General features: G+C 61.3%; 16 protein-coding genes. 13 read left to right on the plus strand and 3 right to left on the minus strand.

Translation table 11 applies throughout. The annotated features are described in order from the left end of the window. Positions 1 to 277: 277 nt before the first annotated feature. Positions 278 to 6,511 carry a Spy0128 family protein gene (locus V2391_RS07565; protein ID WP_329738843.1) on the plus strand — a complete coding sequence of 2,078 codons (6,234 nt, stop codon included), beginning with the start codon at positions 278 to 280 and terminating at the stop codon, positions 6,509 to 6,511. 841 nt (positions 6,512 to 7,352) lie between these two features. Here the strand turns inward: V2391_RS07565 and V2391_RS07570 are convergent. Together V2391_RS07570 and V2391_RS07575 are read right to left on the minus strand one after the other, a co-directional pair. Continuing rightward, on the minus strand, positions 7,353 to 7,982 hold the full coding sequence (locus V2391_RS07570; RefSeq protein ID WP_329738844.1) for a response regulator transcription factor: 630 nt from the start codon (positions 7,980 to 7,982) through the stop codon (positions 7,353 to 7,355). Then, positions 7,979 to 9,124 (minus strand): sensor histidine kinase, encoded by a 1,146-nt coding sequence (locus V2391_RS07575; protein ID WP_329738845.1) that lies wholly within the window; start codon positions 9,122 to 9,124, stop codon positions 7,979 to 7,981. Before V2391_RS07575 ends, V2391_RS07570 begins: the two co-directional genes overlap by 4 nt. A gap of 206 nt (positions 9,125 to 9,330) precedes the next feature. On the opposite strand from V2391_RS07575, the gene V2391_RS07580 reads away from it, so the two are divergent. The 6 genes from V2391_RS07580 to V2391_RS07605 all read left to right on the plus strand — a co-directional run bounded on the left by V2391_RS07580 (position 9,331) and on the right by V2391_RS07605 (position 17,456). Continuing rightward, positions 9,331 to 10,269, plus strand: a complete 939-nt coding sequence (locus tag V2391_RS07580) for an ABC transporter ATP-binding protein (protein WP_329738846.1) — start codon at positions 9,331 to 9,333, stop codon at positions 10,267 to 10,269. 9 nt (positions 10,270 to 10,278) lie between these two features. Then, positions 10,279 to 11,466 carry an ABC transporter permease gene (locus V2391_RS07585; protein WP_329738847.1) on the plus strand — a complete coding sequence of 396 codons (1,188 nt, stop codon included), beginning with the start codon at positions 10,279 to 10,281 and terminating at the stop codon, positions 11,464 to 11,466. Beyond that, positions 11,453 to 12,658, plus strand: a complete 1,206-nt coding sequence (locus V2391_RS07590) for an ABC transporter permease (protein ID WP_329738848.1) — start codon at positions 11,453 to 11,455, stop codon at positions 12,656 to 12,658. Before V2391_RS07585 ends, V2391_RS07590 begins: the two co-directional genes overlap by 14 nt. Before the next feature lie 93 nt (positions 12,659 to 12,751). Further along, on the plus strand, positions 12,752 to 13,465 hold the full coding sequence (locus V2391_RS07595) for an ABC transporter ATP-binding protein (protein WP_329738849.1): 714 nt from the start codon (positions 12,752 to 12,754) through the stop codon (positions 13,463 to 13,465). Between the two features lie 8 nt (positions 13,466 to 13,473). Beyond that, complete coding sequence (locus V2391_RS07600; protein ID WP_329738850.1) at positions 13,474 to 16,140, plus strand: ABC transporter permease; 2,667 nt, start codon at positions 13,474 to 13,476, stop codon at positions 16,138 to 16,140. Between the two features lie 110 nt (positions 16,141 to 16,250). Beyond that, positions 16,251 to 17,456, plus strand: coding sequence for a DUF362 domain-containing protein (locus V2391_RS07605; protein ID WP_196025906.1), 1,206 nt, complete (start codon positions 16,251 to 16,253; stop codon positions 17,454 to 17,456). 251 nt (positions 17,457 to 17,707) lie between these two features. Here the strand turns inward: V2391_RS07605 and V2391_RS07610 are convergent, their stop codons facing one another. After that, the gene (locus tag V2391_RS07610; RefSeq protein WP_196025905.1) at positions 17,708 to 18,673 is read right to left on the minus strand and encodes an alpha/beta hydrolase; all 966 of its coding nucleotides are present in this window, start codon (positions 18,671 to 18,673) and stop codon (positions 17,708 to 17,710) included. 186 nt (positions 18,674 to 18,859) lie between these two features. On the opposite strand from V2391_RS07610, the gene trhA reads away from it, so the two are divergent. The 6 genes from trhA to V2391_RS07640 all read left to right on the plus strand — a co-directional run bounded on the left by trhA (position 18,860) and on the right by V2391_RS07640 (position 24,657). Beyond that, a complete protein-coding gene (gene trhA / locus V2391_RS07615; RefSeq protein ID WP_196025904.1) occupies positions 18,860 to 19,543 on the plus strand; it encodes a PAQR family membrane homeostasis protein TrhA in 684 nt (227 codons plus the stop codon). Positions 19,544 to 19,653: 110 nt separating this feature from the next. After that, positions 19,654 to 21,027: a hemolysin family protein gene (locus tag V2391_RS07620; protein ID WP_196025903.1), complete on the plus strand. Its 1,374-nt coding sequence runs from the start codon at positions 19,654 to 19,656 to the stop codon at positions 21,025 to 21,027. Between the two features lie 24 nt (positions 21,028 to 21,051). Next, positions 21,052 to 21,897 (plus strand): cyanophycin synthetase family protein, encoded by an 846-nt coding sequence (locus V2391_RS07625; protein ID WP_329738851.1) that lies wholly within the window; start codon positions 21,052 to 21,054, stop codon positions 21,895 to 21,897. A 136-nt stretch (positions 21,898 to 22,033) separates the two neighbouring features. Further along, positions 22,034 to 22,423 carry a YtxH domain-containing protein gene (locus V2391_RS07630; RefSeq protein ID WP_196025902.1) on the plus strand — a complete coding sequence of 130 codons (390 nt, stop codon included), beginning with the start codon at positions 22,034 to 22,036 and terminating at the stop codon, positions 22,421 to 22,423. Beyond that, on the plus strand, positions 22,423 to 23,178 hold the full coding sequence (locus V2391_RS07635) for a PRC-barrel domain containing protein (RefSeq protein WP_196025901.1): 756 nt from the start codon (positions 22,423 to 22,425) through the stop codon (positions 23,176 to 23,178). Before V2391_RS07630 ends, V2391_RS07635 begins: the two co-directional genes overlap by 1 nt. 72 nt (positions 23,179 to 23,250) lie before the next feature. Continuing rightward, on the plus strand, positions 23,251 to 24,657 hold the full coding sequence (locus V2391_RS07640; protein WP_329738852.1) for a polysaccharide deacetylase family protein: 1,407 nt from the start codon (positions 23,251 to 23,253) through the stop codon (positions 24,655 to 24,657). Positions 24,658 to 24,683: the final 26 nt, after the last annotated feature.

Here is a 24,683-nt window from a genome sequence, read left to right on the forward strand (position 1 = left end):
GTTATGGTCGGGGGTATCGGGTCAAACGTAGTAGATGGGCCGGTTTCGTGGTGAGCACCACCAATTGATCCCCCGGGGACGGAAGAAAGCGGATCATTTTTGCCTGATGGCTCCGAGTCGCACCCGTTTTCCTGCGAAAATGCCGTGTCTCAACTTTGGTGAGACATTTGTCTCACGCCCAAAACGGAATCTGGAACATGTGTCACCTGCCCAAATTGTGTCTCATTTCGTAACTTTAGGCTGTTGCAAGGTCTGAGACCGCGAGAAGGGAGACGCGATGAGTAAGTACACGAGGGGTCTCTTGGCGGTGATACTTGCCGTAGTGCTTGTGTTGCCGGCTGCAGCATTTGCCATGCTGCCCGAGGCCAACGCCAGGTCCAGCACCGGAATGGACGGACCGACAATGACCGGAAAGGTCGTCGACCCCGACACCAGCAACTACTGGAAGTTCTGGGCCGGCGGCTATAACGGAAAGGAAGTAACAACTCAAAACGTCGGCCGAATCTGGACCGACAAGACGGTCAAGGCAGTCGAGAGCGGGGATTCGGATTTCCTGACCACGCTGTCTGCCATCTCTTCGACATCCGATACGACGATTTCCGGCAAGCCGCTCGACATCGTGATGGTGCTGGATGCTTCTGGCTCGATGGACGACCCTATGGGCACGGGCGACAACACAAAGCGCATCGATGCGCTAAAGACGGCCGCCAATACCTTTATTGACGCCATCGCCGCGCAAAACCAAAGCATTACAGATGCGTCCAAGCAGCATCGGGTTGCCATCGTAAAGTTTGCGGGCAAGAAGAAGACTGATAAGGTCGGCAACGACACTTATCGTGATGGACGGTACACCTACAACTACTCGCAGACCATGAAGAACCTGACGTCCTGCAAGGGCAAGGATGCGGATAGCCTCAAGGACACGGTTGGCAACATCAAACCTGCCGGTTCCACGCAAGCCGACTATGGTCTGGAGCTGGCCGAGAACATTACTATTAATTCTGGTCGTGCAGATGCCAAGAAGATTGTTGTGTTCTTTACCGATGGCTCACCTACGAGTTCAAGTGGATTCCAGGCAAGTGTTGCCGATAGCGCCATCGCTAGCGCCAAGAGCCTCAAAGCTAATGGTGCCGACATTTATACTATTGGCATCTTTAACGGAGCAAATCCCAGCGCCGACCCCACAGCTGAAGGCACGAGCAAAGTGAACAAGTTCATGCATGCTGTGTCGAGCAACTATCCTGGTGCCACGTCAAGCATCTCTTTCTGGGGCGAGTGGGTCATCGACTATGGCACGCGTGCGGAAAACTCCGACTACTACAAGTCGGCAACCAGCGCCTCTGAGCTCGAGAAAATCTTCGAAGAGATCTCGGGAAGCATTATCCAAACTGGTTACCCGACAGAAGTTCACAGCGGTTATGGCGAGCATAAGTCCGGCTACATCACGTTTACCGATGAGCTGGGCGACTTTATGCAGGTCGACAACTTTACGTCCGTCGTGTATGGTGGAGAGACGTTTGAAAAACCGTCAAAGAAGCCCGAGGGTAACGTCGACACCTACACATTTTCTGGTGCCGCTGCGAACCTGGTCATCACCGTTCAGCATGCCGAAGAGGGCAAGCCTCAGACCGGCGATATCGTAACGGTTAAGATTCCTGCGTCGCTGATTCCGCTGCGCCACTTTAAGATCACCGACGGCGTGCTTACGGTCGACAATACTGAGCCCATTCAGGTGAACTACACCTCGAGCGTTAAGAAAGAAGCGCTCGATAACCTGTTTACGCCCAAGAACGTAAAGGGGCTCGAGGACTACATCAAGAGCAATACGACCACCGGGGAGAACGGTTCCAAGACCGTTAACTTCTACGCGAACAAGTGGAACGCTGGCGCGCTGGGCGATACGATCGCGAACTTTGAGCCTGCCGACACCAACCGCTACTACTACTTCCAGAAGCAGACCCCTATTTACACGGACAAGGACTGCACGCAGCCTGCAAAGAATCCGCTGGCAGATACCGGCATCTATTACTACAAGGATGAGTTTGAGGAGCAGGGCGAAAACGGCGTGGCCAAGCCCGCCACCGCCGTCATCGAGTTTATCGGCCGCGACGCTGCGAAGCTTGACGGCGCCATAGTTCGCGATAAGGACGGTAACCTGTCGTTTAGTGCGGGAACCGCGCGCCTGGCATTTATTGACGAGCTTCATACCGACAAGAACCCCAACGCGACCGGCACCGCGTCCGACGTGCTCAATCCCAGGTGGAATGACACGTCGTCCAAGGCGAGCGCAACGCACATTGATTCTCACCTGGGCAATAACGGCAAGATTAGCTTTGCGTACAACATGACGCCGGCAACGGTGGATACCAAGGCGGAGTTTGGTCTGACCAAGGTGCTCGAGGGCCGCGAGTGGACGGGTACGGATGCGTTTGAGTTTGAGCTCTCCGCGACGTCCGACAACAATGCCCCGATGCCCGACCCCGCGACCGTAACTGTGACCAATGCCGATCTCGACAAGGACAAGGCAGCCATTAACTTTGACAAGATTACTTATGCCGAGCCGGGCAAGTACACCTATGAGGTCCGCGAGAAGAACGCTGGTCAAACTATCGATGGCATCGCCTACAGCAAGAACGTCGCGGAGATTACCGTGACGGTGATTCCCAACAAGAAGGGCGAGCTGAGCGCTGATGTGGAGGTGACCTCGGGCAAGGCCAAGTTCGAGAACACCTACACTGCGAATCCTGCTGAGTCCAGCGTTACCGACAAGATTGACGTGACCAAGTCCCTGACCGGGCGCGACCTTGCGGCCGGCGAGTTCAGCTTTGAGCTGCGCGAGGTTAAGGGCGAGGACTCTGAGCTTATCGAGACCGTCAAGAACGCCGCCGATGGCAACGTTACGTTCAGCCCCATCAAGTACACCGAGATAGGTCAGCACACCTATACGCTGCACGAGGTTAAGGGCAACGCCGGTGGTATTGCCTATGACAACACGGTTTACACCATCGTGACGACCATTGCCGACAACGACAAGGGCCAGCTGGTGGCTACGCACGAGCTGAAGAGTGCCGAGGGCGTCAAGAACATTAAGTTCGAGAACGCTTACAATCTGACCCCCAAGAGCTTCAGCGTCACCGATAAGATCGCCGCGACCAAGTTCCTGACTGGGCGCGACCTCAAGGCCGGCGAGTTTTCCTTCGAGCTCGTCGAGGGTAACGATGTCGTCGCCACCGGCACTAACGCCGCCGACGGCAAGATCGCGATGACTGCCATCGAGTACACCGAGGCCGGCGAGCACACCTACACGTTGCGCGAGGTCAACGGCGGAACCGCCAGCAACGGTATATCTTACGACGGCAAGACCTATACCATCGTGACCACCATCACCGATAACGGCGACGGCACCCTCAAGGCCGAGCATGTCCTGAAGGACGCCAAGGTTGCCGAGTTCAAGAACGCCTACAACCTGACGCCTACGGACTCCAGCGTCACCGACGAGATCAAGGCGAACAAGGTCCTGACCGGGCGCGACCTCAAGGAAGGCGAGTTCTCCTTCGAGCTCGTCGAGGGCGACGAGGTCGTCGCCACCGGCACCAACGGTGCCGACGGCACGATCACGATGGGCGCCGTCAAGTACGACAAACCCGGCAAGCACACCTATACGCTGCGCGAGGCCAACGGCGGAACCATCGGCAAGGGCATCACCTACGACGGCACGACCTATACCGTCGAGACGACCATCACCGACAACGGCGACGGCGCACTCAAGGCCGAGCATGTCCTGAAGGACGCCACGTCTGCGACCTTCAAGAACGCCTATAGCGTGACCCCGCTCGATGCAGAGCTCGACTTTGGCCTGAGCAAGGCTGTCGACGGCCGCGACTGGACGGATGCAGACGAGTTCAGCTTTACCATCACCGCTCCCGAGGGCGCCCCGCTGCCCGATCCCGCAACCGTAACCGTGAACAAGAAGGACGCGAAGGATGGCATCGCCGCCATCAAGTTCGGCAAGATCCACTACGCTGCCGCCGGAACCTACAAGTACGAGATCCGCGAGAACGCGGGCAACGCGGCCGGCATGACGTATGACGGGCATGTCGCGACCGCCGAAGTGACCGTGACCGAGAACGGCGAGGGCGTCCTGACCGCCAACGTCACCAAGAAGGAAAACGGCCACTTCACCAACACGTACCGCACTGAGCTCGATTACGCCGCGGCCGGCGGCCTTAAGCTCAGCAAGACCCTCTCCGGACGTCCCATGACTGAGGGCCAGTTTAGCTTTACCGTGACGCCCGCCGACGAGGCTTCGGCCAACGCACTTGGTCTGCTGCCCGGGGCCAACACTTTCAAATCCCCTGCAACGGCAGAGGCAACGGTCGGTCTGATTGACATTCTGGCGGGCCATGAGGTCAAGTTTACGCAGGCTGACGCCGGCAAGACCTTCAAATACACCGTGGCCGAGAAGAACGACGGCAAGCCCGGTTACACCTACGACAACGCCGAGCGCACGGTGACGATCGTTATCGCCGATGACGGCGCCGGTACGCTTACCGCTACCACGACCGTCTCCGGCGGTCCCGAGGGCACGCACGAGACAATCCACAAGAGCGGCGAGAACAAGGTTGAGAGCGCTCTGGTCCCGTTCGAAAACAGCTATAGCGCATCGACCGATAACCCGGGCGTTTCTGCACAGATTGTCGCCACCAAGACCCTGACCGGCCGTCCGCTGGCCGACGGCGAGTTCTACTTTGGCATCGCCTATGCGGGCGAGACGGAAGCCATCAGTGGCACGCCGGCGTTCAACTATAACGGCCAGGTAAGCTTTGGCACGCTGCATTACGACACCAAGATGCTCGCTGACCTGGTAAGCACCGGGCGCGCCATCCGCACCGACACGGATGCCAAGCTCGCGTGGACCATCAACTACACGGCGTTTGAGTACACGTCCCCGCTCACAGCAAAGGGTATTACCGCCGCGAAGCCGAGCTTTAGCTTTAAGGTTATCGTCGTCGACAACGGCGACGGCACCCTGACGGCGAAGCCTGACTACGGTGGCACTGAGCCTGTGTTTGAGAATGTCTATGGCGCCGATGCCGTTGACGCCGCGCTCGCTGGTACCAAGAAGCTCCAGGCTGCCGAGGGCCTGACCCCGGCAGACATTGTGGGCAAGTTCACCTTTACCGTGACTGCCGATGAGGCGGGCGCCCCGATGCCCGAGCATACGACCGCAACCAATGACGCGGCCGGCAACGTGGACTTTGGCAAGATCCACTTTACGCTCGAGGACCTCAACCGCGCTCTGGGCGTGACGACCGATGCTTCTGACGACGCATCGAGCGACGCCGAAGCCAACGCCGACGAGGCCGAGGTTGACGCCGACGCTGCCGAGACCGATGGGTCCAACGACGAGTCCGAGCCCGCAGCCCCTATCGCTCCTCGTTCGCACACTTTTACCTACACGGTGACCGAGTCCGGTACCGCCCCTGGCGTGACTAACGACGCCAACACCGCGCGCAAGGTTTCCTACACCGTGACCGATGACGGCGCCGGACACCTGAGTGTCGTGCGCAACGGCGACGACGGTGCGGCTTTCACGTTCACCAACACCTACAGCGTGACGCCCGCCGATTCTGTCGTGACCGATCAGGTCAAGACGGTTAAGCGTCTGACCGGCCGCGACCTTGCAGCTGGCGAGTTCACGTTTGAGCTGCTCGAGGACGGCGTGACTGTCGCTAGTGGCACCAACGACGCCAACGGCAACGTTACGCTGAGCCCGATCCGCTACGAGGCACCAGGCACGCACACGTACGCGCTGCGCGAGGCTTGCCCCAACGCGCTCGGCCTGTACAAGGGCGTCACCTATGACGGCACGACCTACACCGTCGTGACCACCGTCTCCGACAACGGCGATGGCACGCTGGCCGCGACGCACAAGCTCGAGGGAACCACCGAGTCGGCTGGCTTTACCAACAAGTATCACGCCATGCCCACGCAGGTTTCCATCGGCGCCATCAAGGTGCTCGAGGGACGCGAACTCAAGAAGGACGAGTTTAGCTTTAAGCTCGTTGGCGAGGACGCCGAGTCCACCGTCACCAACGATGCCGACGGCAAGATCAGCTTCGACAAGTTCGAGTACGACGAGCCTGGTACGTACGTCTACACCATCAGCGAGGTCAAGGGCGACGAGGCCGGTATGACCTACGACAAGTCCGTCTTTACCGCGACCGTCAACGTGGTCGACGACGGCGAGGGCAACCTCAAGGCGAGCGTTGCCTTTACCAAGGGCGACAAGAGTGTCGAGGGCATCGTGTTCAACAACACGTACAAGAAGCCCGAGACTCCTGCGCCTACGCCCGATCCCGGCACGCCCAAGACCGTGACGAATATCGTCAAGACGGTTAAGGGCTTCCTGCCCACCACGGGTGACCAGCAGGCCGCCGCACTGCTCATGGCATTCGTCATAGCCATGGCCGGCGTCGGAGCCCTAGTCTGGGGTATCCGTAAGCGCTAGGCGCGCTGACAGCGCCCGGGGCCAAAAGGCCCCGGGCCGCTGGCGGGGAGCCAAAACATAGCCCCGCCCCACCCCCAGCCGCCACGGAGACATCTCCCTTCTCCGTGGCGGCGCTTTTGTGCGTAGGCGAGAAGGGCTTGCCATGGAACCGGCCCATCTACTACGTTTGACTGCCTGTTCCCGACCATGCTGAAAAACACAAAAACAAAACCGCAGGTAGAACGCCTGCGGTTTTCTGAAAACAGAGGTATGGTCGGGGGTATCGAGTCAAACGTAGTAGATGGGCCGATTTCGTGGCGGGCGCCGTCAGCCGATCTCCGCGAGCGGAAGAAAAGGGATCATTTTGGTCCCGCGAGGCTTGCGGAGGCACTCGTGCAAGGCCGCCCGAACAAAACTATGCCGGTTTACTACGATGAATTCGACATTCCCGACCATGACTGCATTTTTCTAATTATTGCAAGCGTTCTACCTGCGGTTTTGCAAGCGCGCAATTTGCCGTGGTCGAAGGTGGGCGATTCATCGTAGTAAACCGGCATAGTTTTGAGTTGATCCGTTGGGGACGGAGGAAAACGGATCATTTTTGGCTCCGTACGGCTTGCGGGGTGTCGGTATGTGACCCCACTGTTCCAAAACTATGTCGGTTTACGGGGCTGAATCGCGAACCCCCAACCATGTCGATAGTTGCAAGAATAAAACCGCAGGTAGACGAGCCGTCATTTTGCAGAAAACGTGGGTATGGATGAGGGTCCCGACTTTAGCCCCGTAATTCGGCATAGTTTTGAAATGGCGTTAAATCGGTAGCAGCCATTTTGCTATGCCGGGGGGCTCGGTCTTTGGGCAACTACCCTCGCAGGTAGGCGATGGCGATCTGCGTGCGGTTGCGCAGGCCCATCTTTGCCAGGATCGAGCTGATGTGGTTGCGCACGGTGCCTTCGCCCATGTAGGCGGTGGCGGCGATCTCCTTGTTGTCGAGGCCGCGGGCGATGAGCTCGGCGACTTCGAACTCGCGGTCGGTCAGGCTGGCGAAGGCTGCGGGCCGGCGGGGCGTGCCCGCTTTGACGCCCGTTCCGTCAAAGTCGATGTCCTCGATCGCCTTGCCCTCGAGTATGCGTTTACCGTCCATGACCTGCGCCAACGCCGGCGGAATGGCGGCGACATCGGTCTTGATCAGGTAGCCGCGGGCGCCGAGCTTGAGCGCCGACACAATGTACTCGTCATCCGAGAATGTCGTCAGAAACACCACGCGTGCCGCAGGATCGCGCTCAAGGATTTCGCGTGCCGCCGAAAGGCCGTCGCGCCCCGGCATCTGAATGTCGAGCAGTGCAATATCGGGTGCGTGCTCGGCGTAGAGCGCCACCGCATCGTCGCCATTGGCGCCGGTGCCCACCACCTCGATCTGCGGCTGGGCGCCCAAGATAATCTTGAGCGAATCGACCACCAAGCGGTCGTCGTCGACAACGATGAGCCTCATCGGCCCTCATCTCCTTGCTGTTTGGGAACGGTGGCAAACACGCGCCAGCCGCCGGCGCCGGCACGCGAGTCGGCGGTGAAGGTGCCGCCAAGCGCCTCGATGCGCTCGCGCATGGAGGCAAGCCCCATGCCCTCCGCGGCGCCGCGGCCGCTTGCTTGGACCCCGCCCACGCCATCGTCGGTAACGATGAGCTGGTAAAACGACGGATGTTCCATGCATCGTACAGTGACGGTCTGGGCGCAAGCGTGGCGCATGGTGTTGGAGAGCGCCTCGCGCAGGACCGCGGCAAAGCAGTTGGCGACGTTTGCGGGTGCATGCTCGGTCATAACTTCAAGCTCAATCTGCGGACCGCCGTCCGAGCGCGCGCCTTCAACAATGCGTTCGAGCTGCACGGAAAGGTCGACAGCGTTGTCGTTGAGCGCGTGGACGCTGGTGCGCACAAGCTGGAGCGCCTCGTCAACCGTGCGTTTGACGTCGGCGAAATCGGCGGCGACGCCGGGCTCGTCGGCGTGGACCACGCGCAGCGCTTCGGCCTGCAGCGAGGCGCGCGTGAGCTGGTGGCCCACATTGTCGTGGATCTCGCGCGCGATGCGGGCGCGTTCGGCGAGCGTCGCGAGCTCGACTTCGTAGTCCTGACGATCGGCAAGGTCGCGGTTGCATGCCTCGAGCGCGAGGGCTCGTTCCTGCAGCTCGTCGCGGGTACGGCGCATGCGTTGCTGCTCGCGCTCTAGCTGGGCGGTACGTAGCGATAACAAGGTGGCGGCAACCGAAAGGATGGCGGTCAGCAGGAGCGTTCGGGCAGTGAGCGCATCGGCACGAAGGTCCGCGACGAGCGCAAAGACAAAGGCGATGCCAATGCCCAGCGCGACCCAGGCGTGCTCACGGCGCACGCGCCGCGCAATGTCATAGAAGGCGAGAGGCGCAAACGGTATAAACGGCGGCACGAAGACAGCCGCGATGATGTAAGCGCAGCTCGTGGCCTCGCTTGCGCGCCGGGCGCGTTCCCCCTGCGCGAGCTCGGCCAGCGAGGTGGCAATAACGCCAAGACAAAACGCCGCGACTAGGCGAGCGTCCACAGCAAGGCCCACGGCGGCCGCAATACAGCACGCCAGCACAATCGATTTGTCGAAAAGCCTGTTCATACGGGTATTGTAAGCGATGCTGCGCGCGGGGGAGGCGCCGCCCGGGGCACCCGTGACATTCCTCCCGCGCGGCAAAGCGGCGTCGATTGCTCGCGCGAGCGGGGGTTTCGCCCCCCCCGCACTCGTGACAAAGCTCACTGGTGCGCGCCGCCTGCTCCTGCGATGATGCAATCGTACCGGGCCGCAATCAACAGAAGGGCCGCCTCATGGCAGATATCGTCCACGTCGAAAACCTCGTCAAGCGCTACGACGATCTTATCGCGCTCGACCACTTTAACCTGAGCATCGCCCCCGGCGAGATCTTTGGCCTGCTCGGCCCCAACGGCTCGGGCAAGACCACGTCCATCAACTGCATTCTGCAGCTGCTCGCCTACGACAAAGGCACCATCGAGCTGTTCGGCGAGCCCATGACGCCCGCCCGCTACGACCTCAAGCGTCGCATCGGCGTGGTGCCGCAGCAGGTGGCGGTGTTCGACGAACTCACCGTGCGCGAGAACATCGACTATTTCTGCAGCCTTTACGTCAACGACCGCAAGCGCCGCCGCGCGCTGGTGGACGAGGCGATCGACTTTGTCGGGCTGGGCGACTTTACCAAGTTTCGCCCCGGCAAGCTCTCGGGCGGCCTGGCGCGTCGCCTCAACATCGCCTGCGGTATCGCGCACGAGCCCGAGCTCATCTTTTTTGACGAGCCCACGGTGGCGGTCGACCCGCAGAGCCGCAACGCCATCCTGGAGGGCATCTGCCGCCTGCGCGACGAGGGCGCCACGGTGGTGTATACCAGCCATTACATGGAGGAAGTCGAGCAGATTTGCAGCCGCATCATGATCATGGACGGCGGCCGCGTGCTGGCGCAGGGCACCAACGACGAACTCAAGCGCATGATTCAGATGGGCGAGCGCGTGACCGTCGAGGTCGGCGCCGTCGAGACCGCCACGGTTGAGCGCCTGCGCGCCCTCGAGCATGTGCTTTCGGTTGGGCTGTCGGGCGGCGAGCTCGTCTGCACCTGCGAAGCGAGCCCGCACAATCTGGTCGACATCCTCGATACGCTGCGCGCCGCCGACGTGGCGCTCGGCCGCGTGTGGAGCGAGCCGCCGACTCTCAACGACGTGTTCCTCGAGATCACCGGCCGCGAGCTGCGCGACTAGGGGGCAGCCATGTTCAACACCATCATCACCACGGTCAAGACGCTGCTGCGCCGGCCGAGCACGTGGGTTTGGGGCGCGATCTTTCCCGTCGCGCTTTCCACGATTTTCATGTTTATGTTTGCGAACCTCAGCTCCGACGGCACGGTCGACCCGGTGCCGGTGGCCGTCGTGGCGGATGAGGCTTGGGACGCCTCGACCTTTAAGGACGTGGCGACGTCGCTTGCCAAGGGAGGCGACGACCAGCTGCTCGAGATCCACGAGTGCGAAGACTTGGCTGCCGCGCGCAAAGCGCTCAAGTCCGGCGAGGTCGCGGGCATCTACACGGTCGACGACGCGGGCACGCCCAAGCTCACGCTGCTTTCGAGCTATGACAACTCGCGCGCCTCGTCGGTGCTGACCGACCGCAGCATTCTGGAGACGGTGGCAAGCTCGTATGCGCAAAATGCCGAGCTCATGTCCCAGATTGCCCAGGACAACCCGGCGGCGCTCGCCGACCCGGAGGCGGTTGCGCGCGCCCTGTCGCTCGAGGGCGGCACCCGCCGCGTTAGCCTGACGCGCACCACGCCCGATGGCACGGTCATCTACTACTACGCGCTCTTTGGCCTGGTTGCGATGATGTCTGCCGAGTTTGCTGCCTTGAGCGTCGTCGATTTGCAGCCCAATCTGTCGGGCCTTGGCGCGCGCCGCTGCGTGGGCGGCCTTTCCAAGACGGCGTCGCTGGCCGGCATCTTTGTCGGCTCGTGGCTGGTCTCCTTCGCCTCGATGACGATCGCGATTGGCTATGTGCGCCTGGTCGTGGGCGTCGACTTTGGCGGGCGCGAGGGACTGTGTCTGGTGGGCGGCGCCGCTTCCGCGCTTGCCGCCACGGGCCTGGGGCTCTTTGTGGGCACGCTTCCCGTTAAGGGCGGCAAGGCGTCCAAGTCCGGCATCCTTACGGGCTTTGCTACCACGTGCGCCCTGTTCGCCGGCCTCTACGGCGAGCCGGCGATGGCGCTTGCCGACGACGTCGCCCGCGCCTGCCCTGCCGAGTGCTGGCTCAACCCCGTCAAGCTTATCTGCGACATGTTCAACCGCCTGTATTTCTTTGAGGACCTGGGCCCCTTTGCCGTTCGCGCCGGCGCACTGGTCCTTATGGCGCTGCTGTTCGTTGCCGCCGCCACGCTGATCTTTGGAAGGAGCCGCTATGAGCACCTTTAAGACCGCGCTTCGCATGGCGCTGGCGCACCCGTTCTACCTGCTCATCTATACGGTGTTCATCTCGCTCATGGGCGTATTCATCGCGGCATCGGTGAGCTGGAACTCGTCGCAGCTCACCGAGTACAAGCCCTACGATGCCAACGTGATTGTGGTCGACCGCGACGACAGCGACCTTTCGCGTGCGCTTACCAAGCATCTGGGTTCGCGCTTTGAGCTGGTCACGGGCGTCGGCGACGACACCTACGACCTTGCGGACGCGCTCTCCAATAGCAACAGCGCCAAGGGCAGCGCCGACTGCGTGTTCTTTATCCCGGAGGGGTTTGAGGGCGACCTCGTTGCGGCCGCTCGCGCGGGGGAGTCCCTGCCCAAACTCGACGTGACGTACGGCTCCGGCACCATGGCGGCGGCGCTTTCGTCTGCCGAGGCCTCGCGCTGGATCTCGCTCGCGGGCGCTGCGGCGGCACTTGAGCCCACTGCCTCCAACGGTGACGTCGCCAAGGCGGCCGAGCATGCGGCCGCGAAGCGTGCGGAGGTCGAGATCGATCAGGTCAAGGTCGACTCGACGGCCGCCGCCACGCTCGAGTCGTATTTCAACTTTGGTGCGTACGCGATTATCTCGTCGGTCATCGTGTCGGTGGGTCTGGTGTTCTCGGGCATGAACGAGCCCGAGCGCGTGCGTCGTATGGATGCCGGTCCAATCTCCGAGCGCCGGCGCTCGCTTGCCGTGTTTGCGGCCGCCGCCGTGATCACCGTCTGCATCTGGTTTGTGTCGAGCATGATGGGCGTCGTGGGCTTTGCCGGTGCGGTCGCCGAGGTCGGCGCGGGCCGTGTGTGCTTGGCGCTGGCAGCGACGTTTGCCCTGGCGTGCACGCCGCTGGCCGTTGGCTTTGCGCTGTCGAGCCTGGGTGCGCGCGAGGAGCTGCTCAACGGTGTGGGCAACCTGCTCGGCATGCTCATGACGTTTTTGGGCGGCGCCTGGATGCCGCTGTCGCTGATGGGCCCGGCCGTGCAGACGGTGGCGCACTTTGTGCCGACATATTGGGTGAACGACGCGATCGGCAAGGCGCTCGCCTCGGATTTGACGTCCGCCGTGCTGGGCGACATCGCCTGCGACCTGGGCGTCACGGCACTCTTCGCCGTGGCCATCGCCGCCGCGGGCCTCGCCCTCGCACGCGCCAAATCCCGCGCCTAGTCTGAAATAAAGTCCAGACCTCGCTCCAAAATAGTTCGCCAAGGTTTACTATTACGCTCATAAAGTAGTACGAGGCTAACAATGGGGGATACCATGGAAGCGCAGGAAGCCTACGTCCAGGTTAAGGATCTCAAAAAGCACTACGGCGATGGAGATGCATGCCTAACGGTGCTCGACGGCATCGACACGTCCATCAACCGCGGAGAGATTTGCGTCATGTTGGGGCCCTCGGGCTCGGGTAAGTCGACCTTTCTTAACCTGATCGGCGGCCTGGAGGATGCCGACGCCGGCTCTATTCTGGTGGACGGCTGCGACCTCACGGTGCTCAAGCCCACCGACCTGGGCGAATACCGACGCCGTGAGCTGGGCTTTGTCTTCCAGTTCTACAACCTGGTGCCCGACCTCACCATCAAGGAAAACATCGAGGTCACGGCACACCTGTCCAAAAACCCGCTCAACATCGACGACCTGCTGCGTTCACTGGGCCTCTACGAGCACCGCAACAAGTTCCCGCGCCAGGTCTCGGGCGGCCAACAGCAGCGTTGCGCCATCGGCCGTGCACTCGTCAAAAACCCGGGCCTGCTGCTGTGCGACGAGCCCACGGGCGCGCTTGACTACAAGACGTCCAAGGAGATCTTGCAGCTCATGGAGGATGTCAATCACGAGTACGGCTGCACCATCATCATCGTTACCCACAATGCCGCCATTGCGCGCATGGCCAATCGCGTGCTGCGCCTGCGCGACGGGCGCATCGTCGAGGATGAGCTCAACGAGTCGCCCGTCGCGGCCGCCGAGCTCGATTGGTAGGCGGCGCCATGACACCTCTCGCAAAACGTCTCCCGCGCGAGCTGCGCCGCAATATTGGCAAGTACCTGGGTATCTTTTTGCTTATGTGCGGAAGCATCGCTCTCACCTCGGGCTTTTTGCTCGCGGCGCATTCCATCGGTTGTCTTATCGACGACATGCGCGATGCGTACACGATTGAGGATGGCCGCGTGACCACCTCCTTCGAGGCCACCAAAGACCAGCTCAAGGCCGCCGAGGATGCTGCCGGCGACGTCGGCGGCGTCACGCTCTACAAGAATTTCTCTATCGATGCCATCATCAAAAAGGCGTCCGGCGACGACGGCACCAAGCGCACGCTGCGCACCTATGCGCACCGCGCTAAGGTGGACATTGCGTCCTACTGTGAGGGCAAGCAGCCCAAGGCGGATGACGAGCTGGCCATCGACCGTGTCTTTGCCACCAATAACAACCTGTCCGTGGGCGATAAAGTCGAGCTCGAGGGCCGAACCTACACCATTTGCGGCATCATGACCCAGCCCGATAGCCAGGCGCTGTTCCTCAACAATTCGGACTTTACGGTGAACACCATCACGTACGGCGTGGCCGAGGTCAGCGACGCCGGCTTTGCCGCGCTCGAGGACGCCGGCGGTGCACCTGCCTACACCTACTCCTTTACCTTTACCGATCGCGACCTCCCCACCGCGGACCGCACCGATGCCGAGCAAGCTATGGTGGAGGCGCTCGCCGATGCCGATGCACGCGTGGATGACCTCATCGACGCCGATTCCAACCAGGGCATTGGCTACGCACGCGACGACGTGGACGGCGACTCCATGATGTGGATGACGTTGCTCGACATTATCATCGTGATCATGGCATTTGTCTTTGTGGTCCTTACCGATGCCACCATCGAGGAGGAGAGCGCCATCATCGGCACGCTGCTCGCCAGCGGCTATCGTCGACGCGAGATCGTGCTGCACTACCTTGCGCTTCCCGCCATCGTGGGCGTGGTCGCGGCGCTTTTGGGCACTGCGCTCGGCATAGCGTTCTTTACCGAGCCCATGCGCGGCCTCTATTACGGTTCGTACAGCCTGCCGCCCTTCCAGGTGTACTGGAGCTGGGAGATCTTTGTGAAGTGCGCCGTGGTCCCCGCCGCTGCACTCATCCTCATCACGCTGGTGGGCCTGCTTCGCAAGATGGGCAAGACGCCGCTGCAGTTTCTTCGTCACGAAGCGAGCGGCAAGTCGGGTACCAAGCGTGGTATGCAACTGCCGGAGCGCATGGGCTTTGTTTCCCGCTTCCGCCTGCGTATCTTCCTGCGCAACCTGGGCAACTTTGCCACACTGTTCGTGGGCATTGCGTTTGCCTCGCTGCTGCTGCTCTTTGGCCTGGCGATTCTGCCCACGATGACGCACTACGCGGACAACCTCGAGACGAGCCTGGTCGCCGAGCACCAGTACACGCTCAAGGCTCCGCTGGAGCTCGAGGGCGCTGCCGAGGAGCGCGAGCAGTGGTCGGCACTCGAGCGCTTGCAGTCGGTTGACGGCGCGCTGCTTTCTGCCGCTCAGGATGCCGATGACGAGCTTGACGACGCGGCCGATACAGCGCAGGCGGCAGCCGATGCTGCGACCGCATCTCCGTCTGCCGAGAGCCTGGCCGTAGCGCAGGATGCGCTTGCCAAGGTCCAGGACAAGAAGGATGTGCTCTACGCGCGCCTTGACGATCTTGCCGATGCCCTCGGCTGCAACCGCGATGAGGCTATCGACCTGATCGACAAAGCCTCCAAGATTGACACTGACAACGACGATATCCACCCGGTCAATACGACCGACAACGGCGCGGGCGCAATCGCGCAGGCCGAGAAATACGCCGTTTACCTGCTGCAATACGACCGCGGCGATGGTAATGGCGAGGAGACGATTTCCGTCTACGGCATCTCGCCCGATTCGCGCTATTGGAAAGACCTCAACGTCGGCGATGGGCGCGTCGTCTTTGGCGGCGGTCTGCTCGACAAGTTTGGCTGGAGCGAGGGTCAGAAGGTCGCGCTCGGCGACGAGTACGAGGGTGAGCATTATTCCCTTGAGTACGCGGGCAAGGATTGTGCCTGGGGCTCCAAGTCGGACATGAATATCTATATGAGTATCGAAGACTTTAACGAGCTGTTCGACAACGACGCCGCCTACTTTAACGGCTATGTGAGCGACGAGAAGCTCGACCTCGATGCGCGTTACTTTGCCGGCGACACCACGCCCGACGACATGCGCGCCGTGGGCGACCAGTTCATCGGCATGATGAGCAAAATGATCGGCATGATGGTCGGGCTCGCGGTGTTTATCTTCCTGCTGTTTATGTACCTGCTGACCAAGGCTGTGATCGACCACAGCGCCCGTTCGATCAGCTACATGAAAGTCTTTGGCTATCGCGATAGCGAGATCTCGCATCTGTACATCCGGTCGATCACGCTGTGCGTGGCGGCGTCGCTCGTGCTAAGCCTGCCGGTCATTATTGGCTCGCTCACGGCCATCTTCCGCTCGATGCTGCTCGCCTACAACGGCAATATCGAGATCTACGTGCCCGCTTGGTCCATGGCTGCATGCGTCGGCATTGGCTTTGCGACCTACCTGGTCGTGGCGCTGCTACACACGCGTTCTATCAAACGTGTGGGCCTGGCCGAGGCACTCAAAGTCCAAGAGTAGTCGTTTAAGAACCTCCCCAACGACTAGGTTTCGCGCTTGACTTTGACCCTACTTCAACGGGTACCATCCTCTTATGTCTGTAACGCCATATAGACCGAGGGGATAGATCTATGACCGCAACTGCACCCGCAGCACCCGCTAAGGTGTACTTCACCAACTTGCGCACGCATGCTCGCGAGAGCCAGCTCGACAAGCTCAAGCGCCTCATCCGCCACGCCGGAATTGAGCAGATCGACTTTGAGAACAAGTTCGTCGCCATCAAGATTCACTTTGGCGAGCTGGGCAACCTGAGCTTTTTGCGCCCCAACTACGCCCGCGCCGTCGCGGATGTCGTGAAGGAGCTGGGCGGCAAGCCCTTCCTTACCGACTGCAACACGCTCTATGTCGGTAGCCGCAAAAACGCGCTCGAGCACATCGACACCGCCTACCAGAACGGCTTTACCCCGTATGCCACGGGTTGCCAGATCATCATCGCCGACGGCCTCAAGGGTACCGACGAGGCGCTCGTCCCGGTCGAGGGCGGCGAGTACGTGCGCGAGGCCAAGATCGGTCAGGCACTCATGGATGCCGATATCGTGATTAGCCTCACCCACTTTAAGGGCCATGAGCAGGCAGGCTTTGGCGGCGCCATGAAGAATCTGGGCATGGGTGGCGGCAGCCGTGCCGGCAAGATGGAGCAGCATGCCGCCGGCAAGCCGAACGTCGCGACCGAGCACTGCGTTGGCTGCCGTGCCTGCGAAAAGATCTGTGCGCACAACGCCATCTCGTTTGACGATACCCGCGAGCGCGAGCTTGCCAACGGCAACACCCGCACGGTGCACGTGGCCGCCATCGACCACGATCGCTGCGTGGGTTGCGGACGCTGCATTGCGGCATGCAACCAGGACTGCATCAAGCCCGGCTATGACGCTGCGGCCGACGTGCTCAACTGCAAGATCGCCGAGTACACCAAGGCCGTCGTCGACGGCCGCCCGAGCTTCCACATCTCGCTTGCCATGGATATCAGCCCCAACTGCGATTGCCATCCCGAAAACGACACGCCTATCGTCAACGATATCGGCATGTTCGCGAGCTTCGACCCGGTCGCCATCGACCAGGCCTGTGCCGATGCCGTCATGGCGTCCGAGCCGCTGCCCAACACCGAGCTCACCGATAGCGCGGCTAAGATGGAGCACAACCACGAGCATCTGGAGGGCGAGCAGGCCAAGGACCCCTTCTGCATCACGCATCCCGACACCGACTGGCGCGCCTGTATCGCACACGCCGAGAAGATCGGCCTGGGCACGAGCAAGTACGAGCTCATCGAGGTCAAGTAGCGCCTAGTTATTGGACAAATGAAGCGCTTTTCTGGCGCAAGTAGAGCAAAAGCCGCCCGTGGGCACAGCGCTCACGGGCGGCTTTTCGGAAGTATGCGGCAAATTTCGAGACCGCCGAGCACACGACGTTTTTTGGCAACAAAACCCCTGATAAATTGTTGGTAAAACTGCGGTCTGGTCGGCAGTTCCAGATTTTGCCGCATACTTTCGAAAATAGGGGGTCAGATAAAGCCCCAGACGTTGCTTTTTGCCTAAAAATACTCGTCGAGGAAGTTGTTGACTGTGTTCCAGTAGAGCTCGGGGTCAACTTGCGCGCTCTTGGCGTGGGTGGCGCCATGGATGGTGAGCTTTTGCTTGACTTTGCTGGCGCACGCGTCGTAGTTTTGGTCGAGCATGTCGTACGGCACAAAGGTGTCCTGGTCGCCGTGGATAAACAGCATGGGAACCGTCGCGTGTTTGAGTTGCTCCACACTGCTCGCCTTATGAAAGTCGTAGCCCGCGCGCACGTTGCACACCAAGTTTGCTACATCGAGCAAGGGAAAGCTGGGCAGGCCGAACACGTCCTTGAGCTGCAGAGAAAACTCGTCCCAAACACTCGTATAACCACAGTCCTCGATAATACATTTCACGTTTGCGGGCAGAGATTCTCCCGCCACGTTCATAGCGGTTGCTGCACCCATCGACTCGCCAAAGACCAGGATGCGCGCCTCGGGGTCAGCCTGAACGATTTGCTCGATCCATGCGACGATATCGAGGCGCTCGGGCCAGCCCATGCCGATATAGTCGCCGCCGGAGCGCTCGTGGGCGCGGGCGGCAGGCGCAAGCACGTTCATGCCGCGGTCGTGGAAGCGCTTGGCGTATCGGGCCATGCCGATGGGCTCGTTGGTATATCCATGCAGGCAGACGGCGTAATCGTGGGTGTTCTCCGAGGCGGCAAAATACCAAGCGGCAAGTTCGGTTCCGTCATCTGCGGTGAGGCTGCTGCTCTCGCGATTCTCTTTAAACCACGCCCGCGCCTCGGTTTCCTCGGCATCCGGCTGCTCGCCTTCTTTGTCGTTCTTGCTATCCTGCATCATCTTCATGGTGTAGGGCGCTTGGGGATTCAGGGCAAAGTCAAACAAAAAGTTGCCGGCAAACCCCAGCAGCGCGACAACGAGCACCAGCGCAACGACGCCGGCTATCTTGAGCTTTCGATGGGAACGTGCGTTTTGAGACATAAGAAGCTTTCCTATAAGATGTTAATACATCAACATTTAATGCAAGCGCATTATGGACGTTCGCCGTTGATGCGTCAACAGGCAAAGAATGGGTAAACAAAGGGTCACGTATGGTGCAAATTTCGCACGTACCTAGACGCTTTGATATAGTGTTGAGAACTCTTTACGTTGGAGGATGTAACCGGCATGTCCGATTCGAGCGACAGTTCTAAGCCGCGACCCAAGACCGCGGCCGTTCCACACTACACGGTGGGCGAGGAGATCATGAACTCCGTCACCCATGGTGTCGGCTGCCTGCTGGGTATCGCGGGCCTGGTGCTCCTGATCGTATTCGCCGCCCTGCGCGGCGGGGGCCCGGCCCACATGGCCGCGGCAATTGTCTATGGCGTCAGCATTATCCTCGAATACCTAGCCTCTACGCTCTACCATGCGATTCAGCCCGCGGGCGCTAAACGCGTGTTCCGCATTATCGACCACAGCTGCATCTACCTGCTCATAGCCGGCAGCTATACGCCGTTTTGCCTCATCACGCTCGCAAACGACGGCGGCGCTGTGCTGTTCTTTGCCGTGTGGGCTATTGCCATTGTCGGCATCGCCCTCGAGTGTTTTATGCGTGAGCGTCAACCGCACTGGGTAAGCGGCCTGGTCTACCTGCTGATGGGCTGGCTCGTCGTTTTTAAGCTGCCCGAGCTCGTGGCGCTGCTCAACCCCGTGGCACTTGCCCTGCTCGCCGTCGGCGGCGTGTGCTACACCGCGGGCGTGCCGTTCTATATCGCCAAAAACGTGCGCTATCTGCACAGCGTGTTTCACCTGTGGGTGCTCGCCGGCAGCATCTTCCAGTTCATGGCGGTGATCCTCTTCGTAATCTAGCGACCATGTCCGCGCGCCCGCGTCCTCGTTTGGGCGCCGGTGCAATTGCCGTATCTGTCATCAACGTTTTACCCTAACGTCCCGAATCTTGGAGGTTCGAGAAACTCCCGATGGACATAACCATCTCCCTTATCACCACCCTCGTTTTGACCCTCATCAACGGCTACTTCTCCATGTCCGAGATGGCGCTCACCACGGCTAAGCGCGCCGTGCTGGAGCACGAGGCCGAGGAGGGCGACAAGCGCGCCGAGCGCGCCATTAAGCTGGCCGCCGATTCCGACCAGCTGCTCGCCACCATCCAGGTCGCCATCACGCTCGTGGGCTTTGCCTCGTCTGCCGTCGCCTCGACGAGCCTGTCCGACCCGCTTGCCACGTGGCTCACGAGCTTTGGCATCGCGCCGCTCTCTGCCATCGCGCGCGGCCTGGCGCCGGTCATCATCACCGTTGCGGTCGCCTTCGTGTCCATCGTGATTGGCGAGCTTGTGCCCAAGCGCATCGGTCTGGCCAACGCCGAGGGCGTGTCCAAGCAGGTCGTGGGACCGCTCTCCGTGTTCCAAAAGATCGCCCGTCCGCTCGTGTGGCTGACCGGCGCTTGCTCCGATGGCCTGGCCCGCATCCTGCGCATTAAAAGCGCCGACGACCGCCAAAACGTCTCGGAGGAAGAGATTAAGTACATGGTCTCGGAGCAGGACGACCTGCTCGACGAGGAAAAGCGCATGATCCACGAGATCTTCGACCTGGGCGACACCGTTGCCCGCGAGGTCATGGTGCCGCGCGTGGACACTACCATGTGCGAGGACGACGAGACGGTCGCCGACGTGTTGTCCACCATGCGCCAGACCGGCTTTAGCCGCATCCCCGTCTATCACGAGGATCCCGACAACGTCGCCGGCATCGCGCACATCAAGGACCTGATCCAGCCTTCGCTCGACGGCAAGGGCGACCAGCCCATCGCCGACTTTTTGCGCGACGCCGCCTTTGTGCCCGACACCAAGGACATCCTGCCGTTGCTGTCCGAGATGCAGACCTCGCACGACCAGATCGTAGTGGTCGTGGACGAGTACGGTGGCACGGCCGGCATCATCACCATCGAGGACATCGTCGAGGAGATCGTGGGCGAGATCGAGGACGAGTTCGACCCCGACAACAAGTACCTCACGCGCCTTTCGCGCCGCGAGTGGCTCGTCGATGGGCGTTTTTCGTGCGATGACGCGATTGAGCTTGGTTGGCCGCTCGAGGAAAGCGATGATTATGAGACCATCGCCGGCTGGATTTTGGAGCTTTGCGACTCGGTACCCGACATCGGAGAGGTGTTTGAGGTCGCGGGGTACAAGTTTAAGGTGCAGTCGATGCGTGGCCAGCGCATCTCGCTCATTCGCGTGATCGCTCCGGCCGAAACCGATAAGAAGGATTCCGAGCCCTCGGCAGATAAGCCGACGGTGTCGGGTGCGGGCTCTGCGGACCCGCACGACGGCGACGAGTAGGGCAAGGAAGAGTAGGGGAGAGTTATGGCAGGCCTGTTCAACATCCTTAAGGTCACCGTCAGCGAGGACAAGATCTGCGCGCATGTGCTGGTGAACCCCGGCATGCCGCTCATGACCTCGGAGGACATCGAAGCCACGGCGCGCGTGTACTACCTGGTGCCCGCGATTGCCAAGCATCTGTGCCTGGGCGATTCCGGTCGCGAGTTCCAGGACTGCATGGGCCAGACCGAGCTTTGCCATCTGCTGGAGCACGTGACGGTCGAGCTCATGAACGAGACCGGGCTTGCCGGCAGCATTTCGTGCGGCCGCACTCGTGTGAGCGAGCACGATGAGCGTGTCTTTGAGGTCGAGCTTTCGTGTCCCGACGACGCGCTGGCCATCGGCGCGCTGTCTTCGGCGACCTTTATGATGGATTGGGCCTATCTGCATGCCGACCAGCCCGCTCCCGATGTGGACGGTACGGTCGCGGGCCTGCGCAACCTGGTGCTGGGCATGCGTGCCGAGGCCGAGGGCAAGGATCCGCACGAGGCCGTCGCCGCCGCGAACGCCGAGGACGAGGCCGGGGACGCGACCGAGGGCGAGGCGCCTGCCGAGGCTGCCGTCGATCCTGTCGACGAGGCGCCTGCCGAGGCGGCTTCCGAGCCCGAGTCCGCGGAGCCCCAGGGCGTCCCGAACTTTGACGACGAGCCGCAGGAGGCAATCGATACCGAGGGCGCGACCGCTGAGAGCCACGAGGCCCCCGCTGCCGTCTACGGTGGCGCGGCGACGGCTCCGGTTGCCCCCGCGCACGAGGGAACGCTGCCGCTCGTTGACGGCGCCGGCGAGGACCCGGCCGCCACGGTGGCCATGCCGGCCGTGCCGCAGGAGTAGGCTCACTCGCTTATCACCATTATGTACCTGCGCCTTTACCGTACGCAGATGAGCAAGACGGCAAGCGCTGTGCTGCGGGTATAATGGACAGCATTCAAACGGTGGGCGCCGAGGTGCCCGCAGGAGAGGAATGAACATGGGTAAGACTTTCAACTTTATCTCGGGTGCGCTCTTCGGTGCTGCCGCCGGCGCCATCATCGGCGTCGCCCTGGCTCCGCGCTCGGGCGCCGAGACCCGCGCCATGGCTGCCGATATCGCCAACGACGCCTGGGATAACATGCGCGACACCTACGAGCACGGTGCCGAGGGGGCCCGTGCCGCGGTCAACGATTTTGGCCCGATGGTCGACGCCAAGACCGATGACCTGCGTGCCAAGGTTGACCTTGCCCGCGAGCGCATGGACCAGCTGCGGGAGCAGCTCAACGACGCCATCTCGGGCGGCAACGTGACGCCCGCCGCCGATGTCGTGGTCGAAAACGCCGTTGAGGCCGACACCGAGGCCGCGGAGCCTTCGACCGAGGCATAATGCGCGCCGGGGATTTTGTCGGCGCCAAGATCTATCGCAAGCCTACCGAGGACAAGCGCACCAAAAAAGACGGCACGCCGCGCAGCCCTAAAAAGCTCGGCAAGATTCACTTTCCGGTCTTTACCCCGGGCGGTACGCGCGTGGTGGGCTTTATGGTTCGCCAGTCCGATATCGCGGGCATGATCGAGCGCCCTGACCGATTTGTGGCGCTCGATGCCATTGGCGTCTACGAGGGCGCCATCGCGGTTGACGACGTCAAGGGCACCTACGATGCCGCTGCGGCCAAGCGCCTCGACATCAACCTGGACGATTGCATTATCTGGGTTGGCATGGACGTGCGCACGGAGTCGGGCGATGTCGTGGGCTATTGCTCGGATGTGGAGTTCAAGCCGCGTTCGGGTGTCGTGCAGACGTTCTACGTGACCGCTGGTGCTGCTTCGAGTGTGCTGGTGGGCGACACGCAGATGCCGCCGACGATGCTGCGCGGCTATGCGGACGGCGCGATGATCGTTTCGGACGAGGTCAAGTCGCTCGGGTATTCGGGCGGTGCCGCTGCAAAGGCTGCCGAGGCAAGCGTCGCGGTGGGCGATAAGGTCAAGAAGGGCGCCAAGGTGCTCGATGACAAGGGTTCGGTCGCCGTGGACAAGGGCAGCCGCGCGCTGGGCAAGCAGCTCGGCAAGACGCGCGGTATGTTCAAGGCCTTTAAGGACGAATATCAAAAGGCGAGCGGGGGCTCGTCGAAAGCTAGCAAATAGCGACGTACCAAATGACGGGAGACAAGCCGGAGACCTGTTGCTCCGGCTTGCTGCGTTTATGGGGGAGGGCACATGCGTCAAAACGGATCTAACTTAAACAGGCGCTCGGGTGCGCGTCCGACGGCGCGCCGCGACCTGGGGCAGCTGCCCAGCGGTCAGCGCAAGCGTCACCGTAAGCCCGGAGCGATGTATCTCAACCATAGCCGCGGCTTTAGCGACCGCAGCGCTCGCATCGGCAACAGCCGCACGCCCCGTCGTTCGTCTCGCCTGCCCTATGCGCTTATTGCCGTGGGTTGTGCGCTCGTGTTGTTTATCGCTGCCGTCGTGGGCTACGTCAACCGCAGCGTGGATGTCGTCCTCAATGGCCAGGAGACTGCGGTGCGCGTCGGCTCTACGCTGCAAAATCTCATCGACGACCAGGAGCTGGCCGATACCTACGATGCCGGGGACCTGCTGGCTGTTGACGACAGCGTGCTGACCCGCCATGGCGGCGAAAAGCTGTCGGTAAAGGTGGACGGCAAGCGCATAAAACAGGGCAAATGGAAAAGCCGCGAGCTTACGGGCGGCGAGAAGGTGACGGTCAAGGACGGCCGCGACACGTATGAGAAGCACGAGGTCCAGGCGACGGTTATCGAGCCCAAGCTCAAGGTCGAGGGCACGGGTGCCATCGAGTACGTCAAGACGTGGGGCATCCAGGGCCGCTCCGAGGTGTGGGTCGGCGAGCAGTCGGGCAAGACGCAGGACCGTGGCGAGGTCGTGCCCGCCACCGATTGCGTGGTCGAGTGCGCGAGCGTGGCGCCCAAGGGCAACGAAAAGTACGTGGCGCTGACGTTTGATGAGGGCCCGAGCGGAGCGACCAAGCAGATCTTGCAGGTGCTCAAGGAAAAGGGTGTCACCGCGACGTTCTTCCTGTCGGGCGATGCGGCCGAGGCCTCGCCTGCCACGGCCAAGGCGATTGTCGATGCCGGGTGCGAAGTCGGCTCCAACAGCTACCGCGACGAGTCGCTCAAGGGTCAGGACCGCGACGCGGTGCGCGAGCAGATTTCGAAGGGCACCGAGGCGATCAAGTCCGCGACCGGCGTGAAGACGATGCTTTTGCGCGCTCCCTACGCAGCCTTTGACGAGCAAAACTGGATTGATGCGATGGACCTGGTGTCTGCCGTGGTCTCGTGGAATATCGATTCGGGCGACTGGCTGCTCAACGGTGCCGACGAGCAAGTCTCGACGGTGCTCGATTCGGTGACGCCAGGCAACATTGTGCTGCTGACCGATAACGATAAGTGCGCCGAGCAGACGCTCGAGGCGTTGCCGCAGATTATCGATGGGCTTATTGCCGACGGCTACAAAATCGTGACGTTGAGCGATCTGGTTAAGACGGACGCATCGCTGAGCAAAAAGCTCACCTCGCTGACGAAGGTCGCCATGCCCAAAAACGCCGTGTTCCCCCAGCTCGTCGAAGATGACGACACCACAGACTAGTCATTTAAGAACGTTCCCAATGACTA

It is taken from the genome of Collinsella sp. CM84Y_54 (genome assembly GCF_036317945.1).
In the GTDB taxonomy this organism is placed as follows: domain Bacteria; phylum Actinomycetota; class Coriobacteriia; order Coriobacteriales; family Coriobacteriaceae; genus Collinsella.